This window comes from Variovorax sp. Root318D1, from assembly GCF_001424835.1.
In the GTDB taxonomy this organism is placed as follows: domain Bacteria; phylum Pseudomonadota; class Gammaproteobacteria; order Burkholderiales; family Burkholderiaceae_C; genus Variovorax.
Genome location: NZ_LMCQ01000025.1, coordinates 51023 through 76054 on the forward strand (window position 1 = coordinate 51023; position 25032 = coordinate 76054).

The window sequence follows — 25032 nt, forward strand, 5'->3', positions numbered from 1 at the left end:
AGAGCGGGGCGCCCGCCTACGATGTGCGCCATGCCCGACGACCTGGTCATCGCCCGCGCCGAAGGCCTCTATTGCCCGCCGGGCGATTTCTACATCGACCCCTGGCGTCCGGTGGCGCGCGCCGTCATCACGCATGCGCACTCGGACCACGCGCGCATCGGCCACGGCCACTACCTCGCGCACCGGGACAGCGCCGGCACGCTTGCCGCGCGGCTGGGCGAGATCAGCCTGCAGACGCTGGACTACGGCGAAGCCATCGAGCACCACGGCGTGCGCGTCTCGCTGCATCCGGCCGGCCATGTGCTGGGCTCGGCGCAGGTTCGCCTCGAACACGGTGGGCGCGTGTGGGTGGCCTCGGGCGACTACAAGACCGAGCCCGACGGCACCTGTACGCCCTTCGAGCCCGTGCCGTGCGACACCTTCATCACCGAATCGACCTTCGGCCTGCCGATCTACCGCTGGCCCACGCAGGCCGCGCTGTTCGCCGAGATCGACGCCTGGTGGCGTGGCAACGCGGAGGCCGACCGAGCGTCGGTGCTGTTCTGCTATGCCTTCGGCAAGGCGCAGCGCATCCTGCATGGCGTGGACGCCTCCATCGGGCCGATCGTGGTCCACGGCGCCGTCGAGCCGCTGAATGCGGTGTACCGCGCCGCGGGCGTGGCCTTGCCCCAGACATTGCGCGTGACCGACCCGGGTGTCGATGCCGCGCTGCTCAAGCGCGCGCTGGTGCTGGCGCCGCCCTCGGCCCAGGGAACGCCGTGGATGCGCCGCTTCGGCAACTACGCCGACGCTTTCGCGAGCGGGTGGATGCAGCTGCGCGGCACGCGCCGCCGGCGCGGCGTGGACCGCGGCTTCGTGATGTCCGACCACGCTGATTGGCCCGGCCTGCAGCAGGCCATCGCCGGCACGGGCGCCAGCCGGGTGTTCGTGACCCACGGCAGCGTCGCAGTGATGGTGCGCTGGCTCACCGAGAACGGATTGGAAGCGCAGGGCTTCAAGACCGAGTACGGCGACGAAGATGACCAGGAAGCTCCCTCCCCTTCCGGGGGAGGGCCGGGGAGGGGGCAAGCGGCGCTCGACGTGGACGCGGCCGGCCCCCATCCCGACCTTCCCCCAGAGGGGGAAGGAGCAAGAGAGCTATGAAGGACTTCGCGGCGCTCTACCGCGAGCTCGACGCCAGCACGTCGAGCCTTGCCAAGCAAGCCGCGCTGCGGCGCTACCTGCGCGAAGCCGACCCCGCCGATGCGGCGTGGGCCGTGTACTTCCTGGCCGGCGGCAAGCCGCGCCAGCTCGTGCCCAACAAGCTGCTGCGCCTGCTCGCGCAGGAAGCGGCGGGCCTTCCCGAATGGCTCTTCGACGAGAGCTACGAGGCGGTCGGCGATTTGGCAGAAACCATCGCGCTGCTCTTGCCGCCGCCCACCGAGGCGCACGACCTCGGCTTGGCCCGCTGGGTCGAGGAGCACCTGCTGCCGCTGCGCGAAGCCGGCAAGGCGGCGCCGGACGAACTGCCCGCGCGGCTGCGTGCGCAGTGGCGGCAACTCGCGGCCGAGGAGCGGCTGGTGTACTTCAAGCTCATCACCGGCGCGTTTCGCGTGGGCGTGTCGAAGCTGCAGGTCACGCATGCGCTCGCGGCGGTCGGCGGCATCGATCCCAAGCGCGTGGCGCAGCGGCTCATGGGCTACACCCACATCGGTGGGCGCCCGCGGGCGGAAGACTATCGCGTGCTGATCGCGCCCGAGTCGGGCGCGGAACAGGTGCAGAAGACGAGCGGGCAGCCGTACCCGTTCTTTCTTGCGCATGCGTTCAACCTGCCGGTCGAGCAGTTCGATGCCGCGCTCGGTCCGCCGTCCGACTGGATCGTCGAATGGAAGTGGGATGGCATCCGCGCGCAACTGGTGAAGCGCGCGGGCGCGGTCTGGCTGTGGTCGCGCGGCGAAGAGCTGGTGACCGAGCGCTTTCCGGAGCTTGCCGTGCTGGGCGAGGCGCTGCCCGACGGCACGGTGCTCGATGGCGAGATCGCCGTCTGGCGCGAAGACAAGGTGCAGCCCTTTGCGGAACTGCAAAAGCGCATCGGCCGCAAGACGCTGGGCGCGAAGCTGCTGCGCGAGATCCCGGTGGTGCTGCTGGCCTACGACATTCTCGAACGGGAGGGGCGCGACCTGCGCGCGCTGCCGCAGTCGGAGCGCCGGATGCTGCTCGACGAACTCGTGACGCGCGTGCAGCATCCGTCGCTGTTGCCGAGCCCGATGCTCACGGGCATCGCATGGAGCGACCTGGCGCGCCAGCGGGAAGCGGCCCGCAGCATGGGCGTGGAAGGCATGATGCTCAAGCGCCGCGACGCGCAGTACGGCGTGGGCCGTACCAAGGACGTGGGCGTGTGGTGGAAGTGGAAGATCGATCCGCTCAGCATCGACGCGGTGCTGATCTACGCGCAGCGCGGCCACGGCCGGCGCGCGAGCCTCTACAGCGACTACACCTTTGCCGTGTGGGACGGCCCGCCCGAGCAGGACGACCGCAAGCTCGTGCCCTTTGCCAAGGCCTATTCGGGCCTGACCGATGCCGAGATGGCGCGCGTGGACGCCATCATCCGCAAGACGACGGTCGAGAGCTTCGGCCCGGTGCGCAGCGTGGAGCCCACGCTGGTGTTCGAGCTCGGCTTCGAGGGCATAGCGCGCAGCGCGCGGCACAAGAGCGGCATCGCGGTGCGCTTTCCTCGCATGCTGCGCTGGCGAGAGGACAAGCCGGTGGCAGAGGCCGATACCCTGCAGACGCTGGCCGCGCTGCTTCCATCATGACCGCCACGCCGGACCCCGCATTTCTCCCTCCCCCTCTGGGGGAGGGCAGGGGTGGGGGCAAGCGGCGTATCAAGGACCAGCCGCTTGTCGAAGGCCGCGTGCCCCCATCCCAGCCTTCCCCCAGCGGGGGAAGGAGCAAGGCAGCAGTCAAGGCGGCGCTCGATGCGTGGTTCGCCGCGCGCGGCTGGAAGCCGTTCAAGTTCCAGCGCGACGTGTGGAAAGCCATCGCCGGCGGCAAGTCCGGCATGCTGCATGCCACCACCGGCGCGGGCAAGACCTATGCCGTGTGGCTGGGCGCGCTGCAGGTGTTCTCGCAAGCCCGGAAGGAAACCGCGCGGCCCGCGTCCCCGCCGCTCACCGTGCTGTGGCTCACCCCCATGCGCGCGCTCGCGGCTGACACGCTGCGCGCGATCAAGCAGCCGCTCGAAGCTCTGGGAGACGAAGTGCACCCTTGGAGCGCCGGAGCGCGCAGCGGCGACACCTCGTCGGCCGAGCGCGCCGCGCAGAACGAGCGCCTGCCGACTGTGCTCGTCACCACGCCCGAGAGCCTTTCGCTGCTGCTCGCGCGCGCCGATGCAAGCCAGGTGCTGGGGCACGTGAAGATGGTGGTGGTCGACGAGTGGCATGAGCTGCTCGGCAACAAGCGCGGCGTGCAGGTGCAGCTGGCGCTCGCGCGGCTCAGGCGTTGGAACCCGGGACTCGCCGTCTGGGGCATGTCGGCCACGTTGGGCAACCTGCACGAGGCCATGCACGCCTTGCTCGGCGATGAAGAGGGCGTGCTGGTGCAGGGCCAGGTGCCCAAGAAATTGGTCGTCGATTCGCTGCTGCCCGGCCGCGCCGAACGCTTTCCGTGGGGCGGCCACCTGGGCCTTACGATGCTGCCGCAGGTGCTCGACGAGATTGCCGCCAGCAGCACCACGCTGGTGTTCACCAACACGCGTTCGCAGTCGGAGATCTGGTACCAGGCGATGCTCGAGGCGCGTCCCGAATGGGCCGGAATCATTGCGCTGCACCACGGCTCGCTGGACCGCGCGGTGCGCGAGTGGGTCGAGCTGGGCCTGAAGAACGGCGAGCTCAAGGCGGTGGTCTGCACGTCGAGCCTGGACCTGGGCGTGGACTTCCTGCCGGTCGAACGCGTGCTGCAGATCGGCTCGCCCAAGGGCGTGGCGCGGCTGCTGCAGCGCGCGGGGCGCTCGGGCCATGCGCCGGGACGGCCGTCGCGCGTCACGCTGGTGCCTACGCACAGCATCGAGATGGTCGAAGGCGCCGCGGCGCGCGCGGCCATCGCGGCCGGGCACATCGAAGCGCGCCACACGCCGGCGCAGCCGCTCGACGTGCTGGTGCAGCATCTGGTGACGGTGGCGCTGGGTGGCGGCTTCATACCCGACGACCTGTATGCGGAAGTGCGCGGCACCGCTGCCTATGCCAACCTGTCGCAGGAGAGTTGGGAATGGTGCCTGTCCTTCGTCTCGCAGGGCGGACCTTCGCTGGCCGCCTATCCGGACTATCGCCGTGCCGTGCCTGATGCCGAAGGCGTCTGGCGCGTGCCGGATGCGCGGCTCGCGCGGCGCCACCGCATGAATATCGGCACCATCGTGAGCGACGCCAGCATGGCCGTGCAGTACATGGGCGGCACAAAGATCGGCAGCGTCGAAGAAGGCTTTGTGGCGCGCATGAAGCCCGGCGACTGCTTCCTCTTCGGTGGCAGGTTGCTCGAGCTCGTGCGCATCCACGACATGACGGCCTGGGTGCGGCGCGCCACCGGCAAGCGCGCCGCGGTACCGCGATGGAATGGCGGGCGCATGCCGCTGTCGACCACGCTGGCCGATGCGGTGGTGCAGCAGCTCGCACTCGCCGGCGAAGGGCGCTACGAATCGCCCGAGCTGCAGTGCGTGCGGCCCTTGCTCGAAATCCAGCAGCAATGGTCAGCCCTGCCCACGCCGCAGACCCTGCTGGCCGAAACGCTCGTCACGCGCGAAGGTTCGCACCTGTTCCTCTATCCCTTTGCTGGGCGCCACGTGCACATGGGGCTCGCGAGCCTCCTGGCCTGGCGCGTGGCGCAGCACGATGCGCGAACCTTCTCTATCGCGGTGAACGACTACGGCTTCGAACTGCTGAGTGCCCTGCCGGTCGACTGGCCTGTGCTGCTGCCGCAGGTGCTGCGCCTGCCCGAAGGCGAGGATGCGCACGCCCAGCTGCTGCACGAAGTGCTGGCCTCGCTCAACGCGGGCGAACTCGCCCAGCGCCGCTTCCGCGAGATTGCGCGCGTCTCCGGCCTGATCTTCCAGGGCTACCCTGGCGAGAAGCGCAGCAGCAGGCAGCTGCAAGCCTCGTCGTCGCTGTTCTGGGAGGTGTTCCGCAAGTACGACCCATCGAACAAGCTGCTGCTGCAGGCCGAGCAGGAGCTGCTCGCGCAAGAGCTTGAAATCGGCCGCCTGCGCGCCAGCCTTGAGCGCATGGCGACTCAGCAGTTGGTGTTGAGGATGCTCGAACGGCCCACGCCGTTTTCGTTTCCGCTCATGGTCGAGCTGTTCCGCGAAAAGCTGTCGAACGAGAACGTGGCCGACCGCATTGCGCGCATGGTCGAGCAGCTCGAAAAAGCCGCGGGCGGCGTGGTCACCGCGGGAGGAGTCGAGCGCGTGAAGAGCACGCTGGCGTTCGGCCAGGAAGGGCCGGGCAAACCGCCGGCCGGGCCGCGCCAGGGGCGCAGGCCACCGTCGCGCCGGTCACGGCCGTTGCCGCCGCTGTGAGCCGCCGGGCTCAGCCCGCGCCGTGCGACTTGACCCAGCGCACGATGTCCGCTGCGCCCATGGCACCGGCCTGCCGCGCGACTTCGCGGCCGCCACGAAACAGCGCCAGCGTCGGAATGCTGCGGATGTTGAAGCGCGCGCCCAGGTTGGGTACGGCTTCGGTGTCGACCTTGGCCAGCCGCACCCGCGGTTCGAGCTGGGCGGCGGCCTGTTCGTAGGCCGGCGCCATCTGGCGGCACGGGCCGCACCAGGGAGCCCAGAAGTCCACCAGCACCGGGATCTCGTTGCGCGCGATGTGGCGGTCGAAGGTCTTTTCGTCTGGCAGCGCGGTCGAATGGCCGGTGAACAGCGGCCGGTGGCAGCTGCCGCAGTCGGGCGCGCTGCCCAGCTGCGCCGCGCGCACGCGGTTGGTGGTGTGGCAGTGCGGGCAGACGATGTGCAGCGGAGGCGTTTCGGTCATACCGAAAAACTGGGGCTTGCGGGGTGAATTGCAAGTCGGCCGCCGTTCCCTCCATCTTTTGCGACACTCGTTGCCCGTGACCGCCTCTGACATTCGTCTTTCCGCGTCGGCGCTCCAGGTCCAGTGGACCGGCGAGCTGCTGCATCTGCTGCCGGAGCGCGCCCTCTGGTGGCCTGCCGGACGCGCGCTCTTCATTGCCGACCTGCACATCGGCAAGGCAGCGACCTACCGCGCGCTGGGCCAGCCGGTGCCGGGCGGCACCACGCAGCAGAACCTGGCCCGGCTCGATGCGCTGATCGAGGAGCACGCGCCGGAGCGCCTCGTGTTTCTCGGCGACTTCCTGCATGCCGTGCAGGCTCGCACGCCCCAGGTGCTTGCGGCGCTGGCCGTCTGGCGCGCCGCGCATGCGGCCACCGCCATGACGCTGGTGCGGGGCAACCACGACAGCCGCGCGGGCGATCCGCCCGCCGCTCTCGGCATCGAGGTCGTCGACGAGCCCTATCTGCTCGGGCCTTTTGCCTGCTGCCACCATCCGCAAACGCATGCCACGCATTTCGTGCTGGCCGGGCACCTGCATCCGGTGTGCCGGCTGCACGGACCGGGGCGCGACAGCGTGCGGCTGCCGTGCTTCGCGAGCTATGCGCACCAGGCCGTGCTGCCGGCTTTTGGCGAGTTCACCGGAGGATGGTTGATGGAGCGGGCGCCGGGGACGCGCTTCTATGCGGTGGGCGGCCAGACCGTGTGGGCGCTGCCCGCATCGGACTGAGGGATTTGCTCCTTCCCCTGTTGGGGGAAGGCTGGGATGGGGGCAGGCAGAGCGTGCCCAATGGCAATGCCGCTTGCCCCCACCCCAACCCTCCCCCGGGAGGGGAGAAAAGAAAGCAAGGTCAAAGAACGACGGGCGCGTCCGGCAGTTCGTTGGTGTCCGGCTGGTTGTCCGTCAGCGGAAAGTGCGTCACCAGCAAGGCCGACATTTCTTCCAGCGCCTGCGTGAGCCCATCCTCGAAGCGGCCTTCGCGGAATGACGCGCCCATGCGTTGTGTCATCGCGGCCCATTCGGCATCGTCCACGTGCGCGTCGATCCCGCGGTCGGCCACGATCTCGATCGCGTGCTCGGCCAGCAGCAAGTAGATGAGCACGCCGTTGTTGTGCTGGGTGTCCCATACGCGGAGCTTGCCGAACAGCGTCACGGCACGCTCGCGCGCTGAGGCGTTCCGCCGCAGGTAGGACAGGGGCAAGCCCGCCTCCACGCAGATGCGGATTTCGCCGCTATGGCGCCGCTCGCTCGCGCCGACGCGCGCCGCCAGGCGCTCCATGGCGGCATCGGGCAGCACGCGCCGCACATCGGCCTCGTCCATCCACTGGTGGCGCCAGATGCGGCCGAGCTTCGAGAAGAGCGATGCCATGCCTACCAATCCCCCGAGGCGCCGCCGCCCCCGAAATCGCCGCCGCCGCCGGAGCTGAAGCCACCGCCTCCGGTGCTGCCGCCACTGCTCCAGCCGCCACCGCCACCGCCGCCACCCCAGCCTCCGAAGCCGCCACCACCACCGCCGCGGCGCCCGGCACCCGCCGTGGCCGCGGCCGAGAACAGCGACACCATGAGGGCGACAAAGCCCGCCAGCACCGCGATGACCACGCTGGTCGTGAGGAAGAAGGCCACCGCGCCGATGCCGCCGCCCATGACCACCGATCCCAGCTTCTTGCCGACGATCGAGCGCACGATGGGCGCCGCGATGAAGACGCCGACGAACAGGAAGATCGCAAGGTTCTCCCAGTCGATTCCGTCACTGGCGTCTTGGTTCTTGCCGCTGGCAGGCGCCGGTAGCGCCTCGCCATCGACCAGCCCGATGAGCCGGGCCACCGCCGCGTTCAGCCCACCCGCAAAGTCGTTGTTGCGGAAGCGCGGCTTCATCTCCTCGTCGATGATGCGGATAGCCGCCAGATCAGGCACCGCGCCTTCGAGCGTCTTGGCCACTTCGATGCGCATCTTGCGGTCGTTCTTGGCCACGATCACCAGGATGCCGTCGCCGACCTCCTTGCGCCCGATCTTCCAGGCATTGCCAACGCGGTTGGCATAGCTCGCAATGTCTTCGGGCTGCGTGGTGGCCACCATCAGCACCACGATCTGCGAACCCTTGCGCTGCTCGAAAGCGGCCAGCTTGGCTTCGAGATCGGCGCGCTCCGATTCGGCCAACGTCTGGGTCTGGTCGATCACCCGCGACGTGAGCGTGGGCACCGGCAGCAGGTCCTGCGCCCAGGCGGTTGTCGCAAGGCCCGCCCACGCCATCGCCGCCAGCAGCACGGCGGCCAGCGCACGGCGGATCAGGGCAAGTGCCATCGGGCGGGGGTCTTACTTCTTGGGTGTACTGAAGTCGACCGTGGGAGGCGTCGAGATCTGCGCTTCGTTCTGCACCGAGAAGTTGGGCTTGGGGTCGTAGCTGAAGATCTTGGCGGTGATGTTGGTCGGGAAGCTGCGCGCCAGCACGTTGTACTTCTGCACGGTCTCGATGTAGCGGTTGCGCGCCACGGTGATGCGGTTCTCGGTCCCCTCGAGCGTCACGCGCAAGTCACGGAAAGCCTGGTTGGCCTTCAGCTCCGGATAGCGCTCCGCCACCACCATGAGCCGCGACAGCGCGGAGGAAAGCTCGCCCTGCGCCTGCTGGAACTTGTTGAAGGCTTCCGGGTTGTTGAGCGTCTCGGGCGTCACCTGGATCGAGGTGGCCTTGGCGCGCGCCTCGATCACCTTGGTGAGGGTGTCCTGCTCGAAGCTGGCTTCGCCCTTCACGGTGGCCACGATGTTCGGCACCAGGTCGGCGCGCCGCTGGTACTGGTTGAGCACCTCGCTCCAGGCCGACTTGCTGGCCTCGTCGAGCGACTGGAAATCGTTGTAGCCGCATCCGCTCAGGGACAGGGCCGCAGCAAGAATCAGGAACCAGCGTTTCACGATCGACATTTGCATTACCTCCGCAGAATTGCCGGAAGGTAGCATAGATGTCTCCATGGCCATCGATCCACTTCAAGCGCTGCAGGCTGCCAACCGCTCGGGCGTATCCGTGGCCGCCGCCAACTCCGCCAACGCCGGCACCCTGCTGATTGCCGGCGCGACCGGCGCCTTGGGGCAGGAGCTGCTGCGCCGGCTCGCGGGCAGTCATCGTTTCGCCCATGTGCGCGTGCTGTCGCGCGAACCCATTCGCGACGGAATGCGCGGCGTCGAAAGCTGCCTGAGCCCGGACCTCCCGATCGCGCAATGGCCGCTCACCTCGGCCGACACCGCGGTGATCGCCTTCGACCCGCCGCGGATGTACCACGACCGCGAGCGCGCGCTCTGGATGCCGCAGCCTTCGGACCTGCCCGAACTCTCGCGTTGGCTGCGCGCCTGCGGCGTGCGGACGCTGGCCATCGTGCAGCCGCACGACCAGGGCAAGCTGCCCGAGGCGCTCAAGCGCGGCCTTGCGAGCCTCGACGAGCAGGCCGTGGTCGCCAACGGCTTCGATCGCGTGATCCTCGTGCGCTCGGCGCGCAAGCCGCTGAACGCGAAGTTCGCCAACCCCGCGGAAAGGCTTGCTGCCTGGATGCTGTCCATCGTGCGCTTCATGGTGCCGAGCAGCGAGCAACCGGTGCGCGCTGCCAAGGTGGCCGAGCTGGTCGACCTGTCGCTGCGCATCGCGCCGCCCGGCGTGCACGTGGCGGCGCCCGAGGTCGTGTGGGAGTCCGCGCAAGGCGACATGCACGCCGTCGCCCGGCGCTGGCTGGGTCTGGCCGGCTGAGCTGTCAGCCGCGCCAGCGGCGCACCAGTTCGGCCGAATCCATCACGAGGCCGAGGTGCAGCGACACCATCGCGAGTGCCGCGCTCTCCAGGTGCGCATCGGTGCCGCGCACCAAGTCCCGCATCACGATCACGCGGTAGTTGTGGTTGTTGGCGTCGAAGGCCGTGTTGAGTACGCAGCAGTCGGTGAAGCCGCCGTTCAGCACCACCGTCTCGATGCGCTGGTTGCGCAGCAGAAAGTCGAGGTCGGTCGGATAGAAGGCTGACAGCCGGCGCTTGGTCTCCACGCGCATGTCCCCGGGCTCGACGCGCGTCACCCACTCGGTCCAGCGCGAGCCTTCGATGGCATGCGCATCGGCGTTCGGAATCGCGCCCACGTGCAGCGGAAAGGTGCGGCGCCAGGCCGACGGAATGCCTTGGACGTCGTCCACGCCGCCAGGCCGCAGCACCGACTTGACGTGCACGATGCGAACGCCCAGCGCGCGCGCCGAATCATGAAAGCTGTCGATGGGCGCCACCACGTCGCGCGCCCGCGGCGCGGGGCACGGGCAGTCGGGGCTGTCGTCCAGATGGCCGCGGTGCATGTCGATGGACACGACCGCGGTGGTGGCCGGGTTCAGGTAATCGGCGAACTGCGCCGCGTCGAGCTCGCGCTCTTCGTCGTAGACCCAGGCCTTCATCGCCGTTCCTCCCGCACATAGGGCTGGCCGAGCGCGCCGGGTTCATCGTCGCCGCCGCGCCGGGCCAGTGCCACCCAGACCATCACGCCCAGCGTCACGGCATACGGCGTCATCATCACGAAGTACTGCGGCAGCTGCACGCCAGCCGCCGCAAGCTGCGGAATCAGCGCCTCGATGCAGCCGAACAACAGGGCGCCCACCAGCGCCTTCCATGGCGACCAGCGCGCGAAGATCACCAGCCCCACGGCGATCCAGCCGCGCCCGCCGGTCATGCCCGCGATCCAGAGCTTGGTGCTGACCACCGAGATGTACGCGCCGGCCAGGCCCACCAGCGCCGCGCCCGCGAGCACCGCCGCCAGCCGCCACAGGGCGACGCGGAGGCCGGCCGCATCGGCCGCCTGCGGGTTCTCGCCCACCGCCCGCAACCGCAGCCCGGTCGAGGTGCGCGAGAAGAACCAGGCCACCGCAACGAAGATCGGCAGCGTGAGCCACACCATGGCGTTCTGTTCGAACAGCCGGCCCACGCCGGGCAGCAGCGACAGCGGCCACAGCGCCATGCCGCCGATGCCTTCGGTGGCGTGGTTGGTCCATTCGGCCAGCGAGCCGACGAGCGCCGTGAGGCCCTGGCAGAAGAACACCAGCGCGAGCCCCGCGATCACCTGGTTCACGCGCAGCCAGATCACCATCACCGCGAACAGCAGCGAGACCGCGCTGGCCGCGAGCATGGCCAGCACCAGCGACACGGCCGGTTGCCCGAGCGCCAGCTGCGCGCCGATGCCGGCCAGCGCGCCGACCAGCATCAGCCCTTCGGCGCCGAGCGAGAGCACGCCCGCGCGCTCGCTGATGATGAGCCCCAGCGCTGCGAGTGCGTACGGCACCGCAAAGTCCGGCGTGCTTGCGAGCCAGTTGAGAACAACGCTTCCGCTCATCGCGCCGCCTCCCCGCCCACGCGGCGCAGCCGGTGGCGAATGAAGAAATCGCTCGACGCTACGCACACCACGACGATGGCCTGGATCAGCTGCACCATCGAGAACGGCACCTGGTAGAACACCTGCAGGCTGCGGCCGGTGACGAACAAGGCCGCCACCAGCAGCGCCACCACGGTGGCCGACAGCGGGTTGTTGCGCGCGAGAAAGGCAATCAGGATGCCCGAGAAGCCGTAGCCCTGGTAGAAGGCCTGCGTGAGCCGCCCTTCCTGGCCCGAGGCCACAGCAAAGCCCGCGAGCCCGGCCATCGCACCCGACAGCAGCACGGCGCCATAGATGGTGCGGCGCACCGGCACGCCGTTGGCATGCGCCACGCGCGGATTGGCATCGACGAAGCGCAGGTACAGCCCGGCGCGGCTCACGCTCACCAGCCACCACGCGAAGAGCGCCACCACGGCCGCCAGCACGATCGCGCTGCTCACGCCGGCGCCCAGTTCGGGCAGCCGCTCGAAGAGGCGGAACTGCGGCGAATAGGGAAAGTTGTCCTTCGGGTCCTTCCAGCTGCCATAGACGAGGTGAAGCAGGAAGTTGGCCGCCATGTAGTTGAGCATCAGCGTGGAGATGATCTCGTTCACGCCGAGCCTGATCTTGAGCCACGCCGGCCCCAGCACCCAGAGCAGTCCGCAGCCGATGGCAGCCGCGAACATCAGCGGCAGGCGCAGCGGTTCGGGCCCGATCTGCCACACCGAAACGGCCGTGGCGCCAACGGCGCCCCAGATCATCTGGCCCTCGAGCCCCAGGTTCCAGAAGCGCGCGCGAAACGCCAGCGAGCCGGCCAGGCCCACGAGGATCATGGGCGCGGCCTGGAACAGCACGGCGCGAAAGTTCTGGCCGTCAAAGAAAGTCTGCATCACGAACTCGTTGGCGAGCTCGTCCGCGGGAACACCGGCAGCCACAAGAATGGCGGCGGAAATCGCCAGCCCGACCAGGAGCGCTGCCGCAAGGATCAGCGCCTGCCGCCGCCATCCCATGTGCTGGCGAATCTCGAGCGCATAGCGCCGGCGCGCCAGCGGCTGGCGCCGCGCGCGCTGCGCCGCGTCCGAATCGGTTTGCGCTGGCTGCGCGATGGCGGCGAGTGACGCGTCAGCCATGGTCCACCATCGCCTGTCCAATGGCCTGCCGGTCGGCGGGCTGCGCGAACTCGCCGGCAATGCGGCCGCGCGCCATCACGCCCACGCGGTCGGCGAGTTGCAGCACCTCGTCGAGGTCTTCGCTGATCAGCAGCACCGCGGCACCGCCGTCACGCGCGGCGCGCAGGCGCGCATGCACCTCGGCGCTCGCGCGCACGTCGAGCCCGCGGCTCGGGCTGTGCGCCAGCACCAGCGAGGGCGACTTGCCGAACTCGCGCGCGAGCACCAGTTTTTGCGCATTGCCGCCGGAGAGCAGCGCGGCCTTCTGCGCCACCGAGCGCACCCCCAGCACGTCGAAGGCGCGCACCGCTTCCTGCGTGTCTTCCTGGATGCGGCCGCGCCGCAGATGCCATGCCGGACCGTAGCGCCCCGTGTGCACGCGGCCGATGGCGTAGTTCTCGGCCACCGACAGGCTGCCCGCGAGCGCCAGCCCGTAGCGGTCGGCCGGAATCGCGGCAATGCCCACGTTGCGGCGCTCCGGCGCGTCCATGGCCTTGAGATCGCCATGGCCTTCGAGATGGATCTCGCCCTCGAGCGCGCTGCCGGCATCGGGCAGGCCCATGATGGCGCCGGCCAATTCACCCTGGCCGTTGCCGCCGACGCCGGCCAGCCCGTAGATTTCGCCTGCATGCAATTGGAGGTCGACACCGTCGAGCACGCGGCGGCCCTGCGCCGACGCGGCCGAGCGCAGGCCGCGCACCGTGAGCCGCACCGGACCGCGCGGCGACTTCGCCGCCTGAAAGCCCTGCGTCGCGATGGATTCGCCGACAGTGAGCTTCACGAGCTCGGCCACCGGCGTGGCGCCCGGCTCCAGCGTGGCCACCGTGCGGCCGCCGCGCATCACCGTCACGCGTTCGGCGTACGTCTTCACGTCGGCCATCTTGTGCGTGACCAGCACCACGGCAGAGCCGCCGCGCGCGAGGCTCCGCACCGTCTGCAGCAGGCGCGCGGCTTCCTGGTCGGTGAGCACCGCGGTGGGCTCGTCGAGAATCAGGATGCGCGCACCCGCGAGCAGCACCTTGAGAATCTCGACGCGCTGCTGCTCGGCGATGGAGAGCGCGTCGATGCGCCGGGCGGGATCGATCTCGAAGCCCAGCTCCGAGGCCTTGTTGCGAATGTCGCGCGAGATCTCGCGCAGCCGTTCGCCGTGGCTTTGAAACTCCGCAGGCGCCGGCGCGGTGAGCAAGATGTTCTCTGCCACCGTGAAAGGCCGCACCAGCTTGAAATGCTGGTGGACCATGCCGATGCGGTGCCTGGCCGCATCGGCCGGTCCGGCAAAGCGCACCACGTTGTCGTCGACCAGCATCTGGCCGGCCTCGGGTGCGTAGAGCCCCGCCGCGATGTTCATCAGCGAAGACTTGCCCGCGCCGTTTTCGCCGAGCAGCGCATGCACTTCGCCCCAGCGCGCTTCGAAGTGCGCGTCGGTCAGCGCCGCAAAGCCGTCGAAGGACTTGCGGATGCCGGTGAGCTCGAGCGCGTTGGGCATTGGCGTCGCCTTCTTACTTCTGCGTGACCACGCCCTTGACGAACCAGTCCATCTTCCAGAGGTCGGCGTCCGACAGCACCGCGCCCTTGGCCACGCGCTCCTTGCCGTCGCGGTCGGCGAGCGGGCCGGCATAGACCTGCTTGCCCTTCATGATGGCGTCGCGCTCGGCGGTGATCTGCGCGGCCTTGTCCTTGGGCACCGCCGGGCCGAAGCCCGCAATGTCGGTGCCGCCGTCCTTCATCTCGATGAAGGCGCCGTAAGGCGCGGGCTTCCAGTTGCCGGCCATGATCTTCTTGAGCTCGGGCGTCAGGAAGCGGTCCCACACCCACACCGACGAGCACAGCGTTGCCTTGGGCGCGAACTGGCGCAGGTCGCGGTGGTGGCCAGTGCCGTACACGCCGCGTTCCTGCGCCACGATCTGCGGCGTGGGCGAATCGACGTGCTGGCCGATCACGTCGGCGCCCTGGTCGATCAGCGCGGCGGCGGCGGCGCGTTCTTTCACCGGGTCGTTCCAGGCGCCGGTGTAGATGACGTTGACGGTGGCGTTGGGGTTCATCTTCTGCGCACCGAGCGCGAAGGCATTGATGGTCCAGTTCACCACGCCGAAAGGGTTGGCTGCAACGAAGCCGAGCTTGCCGGTCTTGGAGGCCGCGCCCGCGGCCATGCCGCAGAGATACTGGCTCTCGTAGGTGCGGCCATAGAAGGATTCGAGGTTGCTGCCGTTGGTGGTGCCCGAGCCGTTCAGGAACGCTACGCCCGGGTACTTGGCGGCCAGATCCTTGAAGCTGTCCGAATAGCCGAAGGCGGTGCCGATCACGATGTTGGCGCCGCGCTGAATGAACTTCTCGGCCGCCGGCTTGATAGCCGATGCGTCTTCGGGCACGTTCTCGACAAACTGGATCTTCTGGCCGATTTCCTTCTCGATCTTCACGCGGGCTTCGTCGAAGGCTTGCGTCCAACCGCCGTCGTTCTTCGGGCCGAAGTAGAGCATCGCGATCTTCGGCTTGTCCTTGAGCGTGAAGCCGTCGGCCGCCGTTGCGGGCAGCGCGAACGTCGCGCCGCCAGCTGCGAGCGACAGTGCAAGGCCGGAGGTGAAGCCGTGAGTGGGAATGCGCAGCATGGAGCGACCTTTCGTGGAGATCAAGTCAAGGAAAAGAGCGAGAAGGGATCGAGGCCATGCGTCACATCATGAAGTTGATGCGGAACACGTTGCCCTCGGGATCGAGCAGCACCGACTGGTACCAGTTGTAGTAGGTGACGTAGGGCGGCTTCACCAGCGTGGCGCCGGCCTCGAGCGCAACGGGCACCATGCGGTCCACGTCGTCCTTGCTGTCGACATCGATGTTCAGCAAAAACTTCGCGCCGCGCGTGTCGGAAAATTCGGCCAGGTGCAGCAGCTCGTAGGCATCGAGCGCATTGAAGCCCAGGCTCGATTTGCCGGTGTCCAGCCCGCGGAAGATCGGCGATCGGATCGCCTCGATTTCCGGGAAGCCGAACACGCGCTGATAGAAGCCGCTGAGCGCGACCACGTCTTTCGCAAAGACGTTGACGTAAGACAGATGCGCCATGCTCAGGCCACGGCCTTGGTGCCGCCGAAGGTGGTCTGCTTCACGAACTTCGACGTGAGGTGGTCGCCCGATGAAATGGGCGCGTACTTCGGCTCTTCGCCCGGCGCGAGGCAGCTCGGCAGGCACTCGACCATCGCGTCGTAGTTGGGCTGGTGAAAGAACACCAGCGACTGGCGGCGGTTGGTGCTTGCCACCTCGAAAGGCGGGTTGACCACGCGGTGCAGCGTGGACACCCACTGGTCGTTGGTCCACTGCATCATCAGGTCGGCAATGTTGACGACCAGGCCACCTTCCACCTGCGGCACGTCGACCCACTGCCCCGCCTTGTTGAACACCTGCAGGCCCTTGTCGTCGGGCAGCACGATGGTGAGGCTGCCGTAGTCGCTGTGCGCGCCAGCGCGCAGTTGGCCCGGCAGCGGCGCTTCACGCTGCGGCGGATAGCTCAGCACGCGGAACATGCTGATGTGCTTGTCGATCTTGTCGTCGAAGAACGGCTCGTCGAGCGAAAGGCCGAGCGCGAAGATGCGCATCAGCGAGCGCGAGAGATCGCTCATGGCTTCGAAGTAGCTCTCGTACGCTTCGCGGAATCCGTCGATGGGCGGCCAGCTGTTGGGCTCGAAGTGCGGGCCGGCGGCGGGGCCGCGGTGGTAGTCGTCGTTGGGCACGTTCGAAGGGCCGATCGAGAACGATTCCTTCAAGTCGCCGGGCGCGGCTTCTTCGAGGCTGTAGGAAAGGCCTTCCTCGCCAACCGCGCTGTAGCCGCGCACGGCATCCTGGCGTGGACGATCGACCTTGCGTTTCTCGGTCAGCGGCATGTCGAAGAACTGCCGCGAGAGCTGCGACACACGCGCGATCAGTTCGGCCGGAATGCCGTGGTTCATGATGACGAGAAAGCCGATGCTGCGGCAAGCCTCGTCGACCTGCTTTGCGATCTCGGCCTTGCCTTCGGCTGTGCCGCCGAAGTAGGGCGCGAGATCGATGATGGGTACGGACAGGAGCGTCATGTGTCGGTCGTCCTTCGTGCTTGGCATGCCTTTCGCCATGCAACGTCTGTGCCAGTTGGACCAAATGGACAAAACGCATTTGCCGCGTCAGCATGGTGCGCGCCGCGCGTGCCGGAAGGTCCGTGTCGCGCGACGCGATGCACCGCGGCCTTACAGTGGTGCGCGTTGAAAGAAGAGTCCGTAATCGAGAAGCGAGGGAAGATGCCGAAGACCAAGGCGCTGGCCGCAGCCAGCAGCACAAAAAGCCCGGCGCGCAAGCGCGCGAAACCGGCAGTGCGCAGCGCGTCCGCGGTGAGCCGCAGGCTGCGCCAGATCGAGGACAAGCGCAGCGCCATCCTCGGCGCTGCGTTGGGCTTGTTCTCGCGCTTCGGATTGCACGGCACGTCGATCGACCAGGTGGCAGCGCGCGCCGACGTGTCCAAGAGCAACCTGCTCTATTACTTCGCGAACAAGGAGGAGCTGTACGTCAGCGTGCTGCGCGACCTGCTCGAACTGTGGCTCGAGCCGCTGCGCGGATTCAGCGCCGAGCAAGACCCGCGCGAAGCCATCGGCAGCTACATCCGCCGCAAGCTCGTGATCTCGCGCGACCGGCCGGATGCGTCGCGCCTGTTCTGCCTCGAAATGATCCAGGGCGCGCCGCTCCTGCGCGACGAGCTCGATCGGGAATTGCGCACGCTGGTGGAGCGCAAGTCGGAGGTCATCCGTTCATGGATCGAGGCCGGCAAGCTCGCGCCGGTCGATCCGCACCATTTGATCTTCGCGCTCTGGGCCGTCACGCAGCACTACGCGGATTTCGGCGTGCAGGTGCAGGCGCTGACTGGGCATACGCTGGAGGATGCGGCGTTCTTCGAGCAGACGGTGGAGAACGTGCAGCGGATCGTGCTGCAGGGGATTGCGCCGCGATAGGGAGCTATCAAGCCGAGACCATGGGTATTGCTCCCTCTGGCTCTGGGTGAGGGCTGGGGTGAGGGCCAGCGGCGTTGGAAGATGTGGTGCGCTTGCTGAGGCCGCTGCCCTCACCCTGACCCTCTCCCAGAGGGAGAGGGGAGAAGACGAAGGAGAGGGTAGACAAGACCAGCTCAGTGCGGCGGCGTTGCTATCTCGTGATAGCGCCGATCGAAATAAATCAAACTCTGCGCCGCCCCGCCAATCGCAATCGCCAGCGCTTCGCAGAACAGCACGTCGTGCGTGCCCGCGCTGGTGGCGTGCACCACGCGGCAGTCGAACGAGGCTGCGGCGTCGTCTAGCACCGGCGAGCCGGTGGCCTTGCGACTCCACCGTGCAGCGGCAAAGCGCTCGTCCATCGGCGTCTTGCCGCCGAACAGGCCAGAGAGCGCCTGGTGCCCCGCAGCCAGCACGTTCACGCAGAGCACCCCGTTGGCCGTGAACGCGGGGTACACCGAGGCGGAACGGTTCAGGCAAACCAGCAGCATCGGCGGTTCGTCGGTCACGCTGCACACGGCCGAAGCCGTGAAGCCAGCGCGGCCGGCCGGACCGTCGGTGGTGATGATGTTGACGGCGGCACCCAGCCGCGCCATCGCATTGCGGTAGTCGGCCTTGGGCAGCGCGTGCGGCGCGCCGGCCGGCGCGACGTTGTTGGAAGCCATTGCGTTCAGCAGCATGAGCAGAAACTCCCGTGGGCGTCAGGCGAGGAGGCAGGCTTCGTCGAAGGCCAGCCGCGGCAGGCGGCCGAACACCTTGGCCGCATCGCCGTGCCCGAGGTTGATCAGGAAGTTGGTGGTCCAGTCGGTGCCCTCGAAGAACGCGGCGTCGACCTTGGCCTTGTCGAAGCCTGACATCGGCCCCGCATCGAGCCCCGCGGCGCGCGCGGCGAGCAGCAGGTAGCCTGCCTGCAGGCTGGCATTGCGAAAGGCGGTTTCGTGCGCGGCCTCGGGGCTGCCTGTGAACCAGCTGCGCGCATCGGCATGCGGAAACAGCGTGGGAAGCTTGTCGTAGAACTTGCGGTCCCACGCGGCAATCACGGTGACGGGCGCCGTCATGGTCTTGTCGAGGTTGCCCTTGGAAAGCGCGGGCGCAAGGCGCTGCTTGCCTTCGGGCGTGCGAACGAACACGAAGCGCGCGGGCGAGCAGTTGGCCGATGTCGGCCCCATGCATGCGAGCGCGTAGATCCGACGGATCTGCGCGTCGGTGACGGGTTCGGCGGTCCAGCCGTTGTGGCTGCGCGCTTCGGTAAAAAGAAGCGCCAGTGCGGCGTTGTCGAGAGCAGTTGCGTTGGTCATGCGAGTACGCCGGGTGCACTGACCCGGGAAAGAAAATCGAGCAGGCTGCGGTTGAAGGCGTCGGCCTCGGTCACGCTGTGTGCGTGGCCGCCGTGCGGCATGAAGTGGAGCGTCACGTCATGCAGGCCATCGGCCAGGTGCTGGGAGCAGGTCCACGGCACCAGCGCGTCGTCCATGGCGGCGGCCACCAGCGTGGGCGCGGAGATGTCGCCAATGCGCGCGTCGATGTCGAACGCGCGCAGCGCGGCAATGCGCGCGCGCATGTTGGCAACGCCCGGAAAGTGCGCAAAGGCATGGTCGACCTCATCGGCCACGCGCTCTGCATGCTCCGCGCACCAGGCCGCAGGGTAAAGAAAGATGGGTTGCGCTTCGACGTAGGCACGCGGGCCGCAGGCATCGAGCAGCGCAAGCCGCGCATCGAAGCAGCGCGCCGAATGCGGGTTGGGCTTGGACCATGCATTGACGAGCACCAGGCTTGCCACGCGCGAGGGCTTGTCGAGTGCAAGCTGCAAGCCGACGAGCCCGCCCAGCGCATGGCCCACCAAGTGGCAGCGCGGCGTCGACGTGGCGTCGAGAATCTGCACCACGTCGCGCGCCATGTCGGCAATGGCGTAGCCCGCGTCCAGTGCGGCGGGGCTGCGGCCCGTTCCGCGCTGGTCGTACGCAATCACGCGATGGCCCGCTGCGACGAGCGCGCCGATCTGCGGTTGCCAGAAGGCGGCCGAACCGCCGAGCCCCGACGACAGCAGCACCGCCTCGCCATCGGCCGGCCCATGCACTTCGTAGTGCAGCGACGGCATGCTCAGGCCTTGTTGCCGACGTGGGCGATCGACGCAATCTCGACCAGCGCATCGGGCTTCACCAGGCCGCACTGGATGCAATAGCGCGCGGGCTTGGTGCCCGGAAAGAACTCGGCGTACACCGTGTTGATCTTCGCGTAGTCGGCCCAGTCCTTGATCATGATCATGTTGAAGGTCACGTCGTCCATGGTGCCGCCGGCCGTCCTGATCACGTTCTGGATCGTCTCGAGCACGTGGCGCGTCTGCGCGGAGGCGTCGCCGACGTGCACCACGTTGTTGTCCTTGTCGAAGGGCAGCGTGCCCGACACGTAGACGATGCCGTCGGCCATGGTGCCGGGCACGAACGGGGCGATCGGCGTGGTGGTTCCGGCCGGGATGATGGCTTGCTTGGGCATGGGATGGGCTCCTTTGAAAAAATCAGGCAATGGCCGCTTCGGCCGGGGCAGGTTGAGCAACGGCTGCCGGCGCGAAGGTGCCGCAGAACTGGTCCACCGTCGACACCCAACCGAAGAAGGTCTCGACGTTGTAGACCGACGCTTTTTGTATGGCCGCACCGCCAAGCTCGTGCGTCGCGTCTTCGAGCATCACGGCGAAGTATTCGAGGTGGAACGCATCGCGCAGCGTCGACTCGACGCACACGTTGGTCGCAATGCCGGTGAACACCAGGTGGCGAATGCCGCGCGAGCGCAGGGTGCTGTCGAGCGTGCTGTTGAAGAAGCCGCTGTAGCGTGTCTTGGGCACCACGATGTCGCCGGGTTGCGGCTTCACCTGGTCAATGAGTTCGTAGTCCCAGCCGCCCTTGGCGAGAAATTTGCCCGCGAGCTCAGGCTTGGCGCGCATGGTCTTGAGCGCGTTCGACTTGTGCCAGTTGGGCGAGCCCGGCCCGCCAGCTTCGACGTAGGCGGCGTCCCATCCGTTCTGCAGAAACACGACCAGCAGGCCGGCCGCGCGCGCCGCCGCGATGGTGCGCGCGATGTTGGCAATGGTGCCTTGCGCACCTGAAATGTCGAAGCCCGCCGAGTCGACGTAGCCGCCGATCGACGCATAGGCGTTCTGCATGTCGACCACGATCAGAGCCGAGTCGGTGGCATGCAGCGCCAGCGGTTCCGGCCGGGCGGGCAGCACCATCGGCGCGGGTGCGCCGGGCAGGCGCGGGGCGCCGACGGGCGTGGTCGAGGTGAGCGTGGTGTTGCGTGCGGGCGTGGCCATGCGCTTCGTTCCCTTCAGGCCGCGAGGCGCTCGGATTCGACCTGCGAAGCCACGGGGCTCTGCACGTGCGCGCGGCTCTTCATCAGCGGCTGGATGCGCTCGCCAAAGGCTTGCACGCCCTGCACAAAGTCGTCGAAAGTGAGCAGCACGCCTTCGGTGCCCGGCACCTCGGCCATCTCGTCCAGCAGGCCCGCCACGGTGGCGTAGGAGCCCACCAGCGTGCCCATGTTGATGTTGACGGCCGAGGTCGGGTCGGTCATCTGGCGCACATTGGTGTCGGCGCCCGACTTGGTGTCGGCCGCGCCCTGCTGGCCCAGCCACGCAATGGCCTCGTGGTCGGCGCCGGCCTTGTAGTGCTCCCACTTGGCGCGCGCGGCGTCGTCGGTTTCGTCGGCAATCACCATCACCAGCACATAGGTGGTGACGTGGCGGCCGGTCTTGCGCGTGGCCTCGATGAGCTTCTCGGCCGCGGGCGCAAAGGCCTTTGGCGTGTTCACGCCCTTGCCGAAGCAGAAGTTGTAGTCGGCGTACTTCGCCGAGAAGTCCATGCCCGCATCGCTCTGGCCCGCGCAGATCACCTTCATGTCGGCCTTCGGTTGCGGGCTCAGGCGGCAGTCGTCCATCTGGAAGTGCGCGCCCTTGAAGTCCGACTGGCCGGTACCCCACAGTTCGCGCAGCACCTGGATGTATTCCGAAAGGTACTGGTAGCGCGTGCCGAAGAACTGGTCGCCGGGCCACATGCCCATTTGCGAATACTCGGGCCGCTGCCAGCCGGTGACGAGGTTCAGGCCAAAGCGGCCGTTGGAAATCGAATCGATGGTCGACGCCATGCGCGCGACGATGGCCGGCGGCATCACCAGCGAGGCGGCGGTGGCAAAGAGCTTGATCTTGCTGGTCACGGCCGCGAGCCCGGCCATGAGCGTGAACGACTCGAGGTTGTGGTCCCAGAACTCCGTCTTGCCGCCAAAGCCGCGCAGCTTGATCATCGACAGCACGAAGTCCACGCCGTAGCGCTCGGCCGTCAGCGTGATCTCCTTGTTGAGTTCGAAACTCGGCTTGTACTGCGGCGCGTTTTCCGAGAGCAGCCAGCCGTTGTTGCCGATGGGAATGAAGATGCCGACGTTCATGCAAAAGCTCCTGTTGCGAGGTGCTGAAGCCCTATGCATAGCCCGTGCCAAAGAAAAAAGTCGTTTCTAATCAACGACTTGAATGTTTAAGAATGTATTTGTTTGACCATTTGGTCCAAAGTGGAGCAAGTGAATCGCGCCGGGGCGCGGCAGCGCGGTGCGCAGCGGACCAAAGCGGTGCGGCCTCTCATCGGTGGATCGCGCGGCAGAATCACGTCATGCCCAAGACCCCACTCCGCGCCGCCGCGGCCATCGGCGGCACTGCCGACGACATCGAAGCGGCCTTTTACGAAGCGCTGCAGCGCGGCGACATCGACGCACTGATGGCCTGCTGGGCCGATGAGGACGAGGTGTTCTGCGTCCACCCGGGCGGCCCGCGGCTGGTTGGGGCCACGGCCATCCGAGCGGCTTTCGAGCAGATGTTCGGCAACGGCGCCATCCATGCGACGCCGGCGCGCGTGCGCAAGATCGAGTCGCTTGCGAGCGCGGTGCACAACGTGCTCGAACGCATCGAGGTGCTCACCGCCGAAGGGCCCAAGCACGCCTTCGTGCTGGCCACCAACGTCTATCACAAGACCGTGGAAGGCTGGCGCCTGGTGGCCCACCATGCGAGCCCCGGCAGCGCGCGAGAGCCCAGCGACTCGAACGATCCACCCCAGACCCTGCATTGATCGCGATGCCAGCCGACCCGCCCTCTTCGCCTTCCATGAATTCGGCCATGGGCTATATGGCGCCCCGGTGGCTGCCCGGCGGCAACCTGCAGACCATCTGGCCGGCGCTGTATGCGCGGCGTTTCGACGGGCCGGCCCCCTCGTACCGCCGCGAGCGCTGGACCGCGCCCGATGGCGACTTCATCGACGTCGATTTCGTCGATGCCGCCTTGCCCGGCCCGCAACCGCTGCTGGTGCTGTTCCACGGTCTGGAGGGCTCTTCCCGCAGCCACTATGCGGAGGCTTTCGCGGCCTTTGCGGCGGAGCGCGGCATGGCCTTTGCGGTGCCGCATTTCAGGGGCTGCAGCGGCGAGCTGAACTTGGCGCCGCGGGCCTACCACTCGGGCGACTATGAAGAGATCGGCTGGATCCTGCGGCGCATGCACGGCCAGCATGTGCTGCGCGGCGGCGGCCCGGTGCTGGCGGCGGGCGTCTCGCTCGGCGGCAACGCGCTGCTGCGCTGGGCCTGCGAGGCCGGCGACACGGCGCGCGCCTCGGTCAACGCGGTGGCTTCGGTGTCGGCGCCGCTCGACCTCGCGGCCGGCGGCGAGGCCATTGGCCGCGGCTTCAACCGGCTGGTGTACACGCGCATGTTCCTTGCGACCATGAAGCCCAAGGCGCTGGCCAAGCTGGCGCAGTTTCCAGGGCTGTTCGACCGCGAGCGGCTGCTTGCGGCAAGGGATCTCTATGCCTTCGACGACGTGTTCACCGCGCCGCTGCACGGCTTTCGGAACACCGACGACTATTGGGCGCGGGGCTCGTCCAAGCCGCACTTGAGTGCGATCCGCGTGCCCACGCTGGTGGTGAATGCGCTCAACGACCCGTTCATTCCGGCCAGCAGCCTGCCCGGCCCCGGCGAGGTCGGCTCGCACGTCACGCTGTGGCAGCCCGCGCACGGCGGCCACGTGGGTTTTCCGCTCGGGCTGCCCCCCGGGCACGTGCGCGACATGCCGGCGCGCGTGGGCGGCTGGCTCAACCAGTTCGCACCGCCCATTTCGCCGCGCGCGCGCGCAAAATAGCTGCATGGACGACATCGTTAAACAGGCGCTTGCCAAGTGGCCCAACGTGCCGCACTGCTACGGCTGGCTCGGCCTCGATTCGCGCGGCAACTGGTACATGCGCGACGACCGCACGCAGTCCCAGGGCCCGTTCACCACCGCCAAGGGTTCCATGCTGCGGCACGAGAAGCTGATCGACTTCATCCAGCGCAATTACGACCGCGACGCAGAGGGCCAGTGGTTCTTCCAGAATGGCCCTCAGCGCGTCTATGTTGAACTGGAGGCCGCGCCTTTCGTCTGGCGCATTGCCGACGACAAGGACTTTGCCGTCACCGCCCACACCGGGCAGCCGGTCGACGCCATCTCGGCCTGCCTGCTCGATGAGCTGGGTCGCCTCTACCTCGCAACGCCCCTCGGGCTCGGGCTGGTCCATACGCAGGATGTGGGGCTTGCCGCCGAAGCCGTGGAGCAGGGCCGGTGGACGCCGGAGGCAGTGCACGCGGGCGATTTGCCGCAGCGCTTCGGCCATGTGCTGAGCCCGGCCGCGCGCCGGCTTGCAGCAATGGCAAAGTAGCCGCCGCCGCGCTTTGCGGCGCCCATGAAAAAAGCCGGCTCGAAGCCGGCTTTCTTTTGGGATGGAAGTGCTTACTTGCTTGCGCTGGCAGCCGGTGCGGCTGCCGAGGCCGCGCCGCCGGCCGGAGCTGCTGCTGCCGCGGGACGTTCGGGCATCGGGAACTTGGCGCCGCCGGCGTTGGCCATGTAGACCACGGCACGGCCGATTTCGAGGTCTTCGAAGTCGCCGCCGGCCTGGGCCGGCATGGCGCCCTTGCCATGCAGTGCATGGTCGAGCAGCGTCTCGTAGCCCTGGCCGATGCGTGGGCCCCAGGCCGCGGCGTCGTTCAGGTGGGGTGCGCCGGGAATGCCGGGCGCCGCGTGGCAGGCCGCGCATTGCGCCTTGAAAACGGCATCGCCGGCTGCGAGCGGCCGGTTGGCATCGCGGATTTCGATGGTGCCGACCTTCTTGAGCCGTTCGGCCACTTCGCGGTCGCGCGCATCCTTTGACACACCGTAGAGCGCCATGTTGTCGCCCTCGGCGGTGCCCGCGGGCTTGTTGTCCGAAACCACGTAGGCCACAAGGCCCACGATGATCAGGATGGGTACAACGAAGGAGAAAAATACCGCGAGCAGCAGTTGCTTCGGGTTCTTGATCGGGCCGGAGTGGGCGTCTTCTGTGGCCTGGTAATGCGGGTCTGCGCTCATTGGCGTCCTCAATAACGGGGGCTCGTCGGGGGGCTTTTTCGAATCAACCGGCGATTATAGAGA

At 68.0% G+C, this 25032-nt stretch carries 27 protein-coding genes; 9 read left to right on the forward strand and 18 right to left on the reverse strand.

Annotated elements, in window-relative coordinates:
* The first annotated feature begins 30 nt into the window (after positions 1 to 30).
* The 3 genes from ASC78_RS25390 to ASC78_RS25400 are packed head-to-tail and all read left to right on the forward strand — an operon-like array spanning position 31 to position 5545.
* Positions 31 to 1143: a ligase-associated DNA damage response exonuclease gene (locus tag ASC78_RS25390; protein ID WP_055808445.1), complete on the forward strand. Its 1113-nt coding sequence runs from the start codon at positions 31 to 33 to the stop codon at positions 1141 to 1143.
* A complete protein-coding gene (locus ASC78_RS25395) occupies positions 1140 to 2795 on the forward strand; it encodes an ATP-dependent DNA ligase (protein ID WP_055808021.1) in 1656 nt (551 codons plus the stop codon). The genes ASC78_RS25390 and ASC78_RS25395 overlap by 4 nt, the downstream gene beginning before the upstream one ends.
* Positions 2792 to 5545 carry a ligase-associated DNA damage response DEXH box helicase gene (locus tag ASC78_RS25400; protein WP_055808023.1) on the forward strand — a complete coding sequence of 918 codons (2754 nt, stop codon included), beginning with the start codon at positions 2792 to 2794 and terminating at the stop codon, positions 5543 to 5545. The genes ASC78_RS25395 and ASC78_RS25400 overlap by 4 nt, the downstream gene beginning before the upstream one ends.
* A 10-nt stretch (positions 5546 to 5555) precedes the next feature.
* On the opposite strand, the gene trxC is transcribed toward ASC78_RS25400, so the two are convergent.
* Positions 5556 to 6005, reverse strand: coding sequence for a thioredoxin TrxC (gene trxC, locus ASC78_RS25405; RefSeq protein ID WP_055808025.1), 450 nt, complete (start codon positions 6003 to 6005; stop codon positions 5556 to 5558).
* 76 nt (positions 6006 to 6081) lie between these two features.
* Here trxC and pdeM point away from each other — a divergent pair, with 76 nt between their 5' ends.
* Positions 6082 to 6771, forward strand: a complete 690-nt coding sequence (gene pdeM / locus ASC78_RS25410; protein WP_082517658.1) for a ligase-associated DNA damage response endonuclease PdeM — start codon at positions 6082 to 6084, stop codon at positions 6769 to 6771.
* Positions 6772 to 6892: 121 nt separating this feature from the next.
* Here pdeM and ASC78_RS25415 read toward each other — a convergent pair whose 3' ends face one another.
* From ASC78_RS25415 to ASC78_RS25425, 3 genes are read right to left on the reverse strand one after another with little or no spacing between them, the layout of a single operon-like run.
* The gene (locus ASC78_RS25415) at positions 6893 to 7411 is read right to left on the reverse strand and encodes a TPM domain-containing protein (RefSeq protein ID WP_055808027.1); all 519 of its coding nucleotides are present in this window, start codon (positions 7409 to 7411) and stop codon (positions 6893 to 6895) included.
* A 2-nt stretch (positions 7412 to 7413) separates the two neighbouring features.
* Positions 7414 to 8343 (reverse strand): TPM domain-containing protein, encoded by a 930-nt coding sequence (locus ASC78_RS25420; protein WP_055808029.1) that lies wholly within the window; start codon positions 8341 to 8343, stop codon positions 7414 to 7416.
* A gap of 12 nt (positions 8344 to 8355) precedes the next feature.
* Positions 8356 to 8958, reverse strand: a complete 603-nt coding sequence (locus ASC78_RS25425) for a LemA family protein (RefSeq protein ID WP_157634523.1) — start codon at positions 8956 to 8958, stop codon at positions 8356 to 8358.
* 46 nt (positions 8959 to 9004) lie between these two features.
* On the opposite strand from ASC78_RS25425, the gene ASC78_RS25430 reads away from it, so the two are divergent.
* Positions 9005 to 9772 carry a hypothetical protein gene (locus tag ASC78_RS25430; protein WP_055808031.1) on the forward strand — a complete coding sequence of 256 codons (768 nt, stop codon included), beginning with the start codon at positions 9005 to 9007 and terminating at the stop codon, positions 9770 to 9772.
* 4 nt (positions 9773 to 9776) lie between these two features.
* On the opposite strand, the gene ASC78_RS25435 is transcribed toward ASC78_RS25430, so the two are convergent.
* From ASC78_RS25435 to ASC78_RS25465, 7 genes are all read right to left on the reverse strand, one after another.
* On the reverse strand, positions 9777 to 10451 hold the full coding sequence (locus tag ASC78_RS25435; protein ID WP_055808033.1) for a cysteine hydrolase family protein: 675 nt from the start codon (positions 10449 to 10451) through the stop codon (positions 9777 to 9779).
* The gene (locus tag ASC78_RS25440) at positions 10448 to 11380 is read right to left on the reverse strand and encodes an ABC transporter permease (RefSeq protein WP_055808035.1); all 933 of its coding nucleotides are present in this window, start codon (positions 11378 to 11380) and stop codon (positions 10448 to 10450) included. Before ASC78_RS25440 ends, ASC78_RS25435 begins: the two co-directional genes overlap by 4 nt.
* A complete protein-coding gene (locus tag ASC78_RS25445) occupies positions 11377 to 12528 on the reverse strand; it encodes an ABC transporter permease (RefSeq protein ID WP_055808036.1) in 1152 nt (383 codons plus the stop codon). The genes ASC78_RS25440 and ASC78_RS25445 overlap by 4 nt, the downstream gene beginning before the upstream one ends.
* Positions 12521 to 14053 carry an ABC transporter ATP-binding protein gene (locus ASC78_RS25450; protein ID WP_055808038.1) on the reverse strand — a complete coding sequence of 511 codons (1533 nt, stop codon included), beginning with the start codon at positions 14051 to 14053 and terminating at the stop codon, positions 12521 to 12523. Before ASC78_RS25450 ends, ASC78_RS25445 begins: the two co-directional genes overlap by 8 nt.
* A gap of 13 nt (positions 14054 to 14066) precedes the next feature.
* Positions 14067 to 15173 carry a BMP family ABC transporter substrate-binding protein gene (locus ASC78_RS25455; RefSeq protein WP_055808041.1) on the reverse strand — a complete coding sequence of 369 codons (1107 nt, stop codon included), beginning with the start codon at positions 15171 to 15173 and terminating at the stop codon, positions 14067 to 14069.
* Positions 15174 to 15234: 61 nt separating this feature from the next.
* Entirely contained in the window at positions 15235 to 15621 is a 387-nt protein-coding gene (locus ASC78_RS25460) for a VOC family protein (protein WP_055808043.1), read from the reverse strand.
* A 2-nt stretch (positions 15622 to 15623) separates the two neighbouring features.
* Complete coding sequence (locus tag ASC78_RS25465; protein WP_055808450.1) at positions 15624 to 16625, reverse strand: isopenicillin N synthase family dioxygenase; 1002 nt, start codon at positions 16623 to 16625, stop codon at positions 15624 to 15626.
* A gap of 201 nt (positions 16626 to 16826) precedes the next feature.
* Here ASC78_RS25465 and rutR point away from each other — a divergent pair, with 201 nt between their 5' ends.
* Positions 16827 to 17531: an HTH-type transcriptional regulator RutR gene (rutR, locus tag ASC78_RS25470; protein WP_055808045.1), complete on the forward strand. Its 705-nt coding sequence runs from the start codon at positions 16827 to 16829 to the stop codon at positions 17529 to 17531.
* A 173-nt stretch (positions 17532 to 17704) separates the two neighbouring features.
* Here the strand turns inward: rutR and rutF are convergent, their stop codons facing one another.
* The 6 genes from rutF to rutA are packed head-to-tail and all read right to left on the reverse strand — an operon-like array spanning position 17705 to position 22001.
* Positions 17705 to 18247 (reverse strand): NADH-dependent FMN reductase RutF, encoded by a 543-nt coding sequence (gene rutF, locus ASC78_RS25475; RefSeq protein WP_055808047.1) that lies wholly within the window; start codon positions 18245 to 18247, stop codon positions 17705 to 17707.
* A gap of 21 nt (positions 18248 to 18268) precedes the next feature.
* Positions 18269 to 18865, reverse strand: a complete 597-nt coding sequence (locus ASC78_RS25480; protein ID WP_055808048.1) for a malonic semialdehyde reductase — start codon at positions 18863 to 18865, stop codon at positions 18269 to 18271.
* The gene (gene rutD, locus ASC78_RS25485) at positions 18862 to 19665 is read right to left on the reverse strand and encodes a pyrimidine utilization protein D (RefSeq protein WP_082517659.1); all 804 of its coding nucleotides are present in this window, start codon (positions 19663 to 19665) and stop codon (positions 18862 to 18864) included. Before rutD ends, ASC78_RS25480 begins: the two co-directional genes overlap by 4 nt.
* A gap of 2 nt (positions 19666 to 19667) precedes the next feature.
* Positions 19668 to 20060, reverse strand: a complete 393-nt coding sequence (gene rutC / locus ASC78_RS25490; protein ID WP_055808050.1) for a pyrimidine utilization protein C — start codon at positions 20058 to 20060, stop codon at positions 19668 to 19670.
* Positions 20061 to 20082: 22 nt separating this feature from the next.
* Entirely contained in the window at positions 20083 to 20874 is a 792-nt protein-coding gene (rutB, locus tag ASC78_RS25495; RefSeq protein WP_268810406.1) for a pyrimidine utilization protein B, read from the reverse strand.
* A gap of 14 nt (positions 20875 to 20888) precedes the next feature.
* Complete coding sequence (rutA, locus tag ASC78_RS25500) at positions 20889 to 22001, reverse strand: pyrimidine utilization protein A (RefSeq protein WP_055808053.1); 1113 nt, start codon at positions 21999 to 22001, stop codon at positions 20889 to 20891.
* Positions 22002 to 22219: 218 nt separating this feature from the next.
* Between rutA and ASC78_RS25505 the strand changes: the two genes are divergently transcribed.
* Genes ASC78_RS25505 through ASC78_RS25515 form a run of 3 tightly spaced genes read left to right on the forward strand, consistent with a single transcriptional unit; the run spans position 22220 to position 24283 of the window.
* On the forward strand, positions 22220 to 22672 hold the full coding sequence (locus ASC78_RS25505) for a YybH family protein (RefSeq protein ID WP_055808054.1): 453 nt from the start codon (positions 22220 to 22222) through the stop codon (positions 22670 to 22672).
* A 47-nt stretch (positions 22673 to 22719) separates the two neighbouring features.
* Positions 22720 to 23730 carry a YheT family hydrolase gene (locus tag ASC78_RS25510; RefSeq protein ID WP_055808456.1) on the forward strand — a complete coding sequence of 337 codons (1011 nt, stop codon included), beginning with the start codon at positions 22720 to 22722 and terminating at the stop codon, positions 23728 to 23730.
* A 4-nt stretch (positions 23731 to 23734) separates the two neighbouring features.
* Positions 23735 to 24283, forward strand: coding sequence for a DUF2946 family protein (locus tag ASC78_RS25515; RefSeq protein ID WP_055808056.1), 549 nt, complete (start codon positions 23735 to 23737; stop codon positions 24281 to 24283).
* A gap of 71 nt (positions 24284 to 24354) precedes the next feature.
* Here ASC78_RS25515 and ASC78_RS25520 read toward each other — a convergent pair whose 3' ends face one another.
* Entirely contained in the window at positions 24355 to 24969 is a 615-nt protein-coding gene (locus ASC78_RS25520) for a c-type cytochrome (RefSeq protein WP_055808058.1), read from the reverse strand.
* Positions 24970 to 25032: the final 63 nt, after the last annotated feature.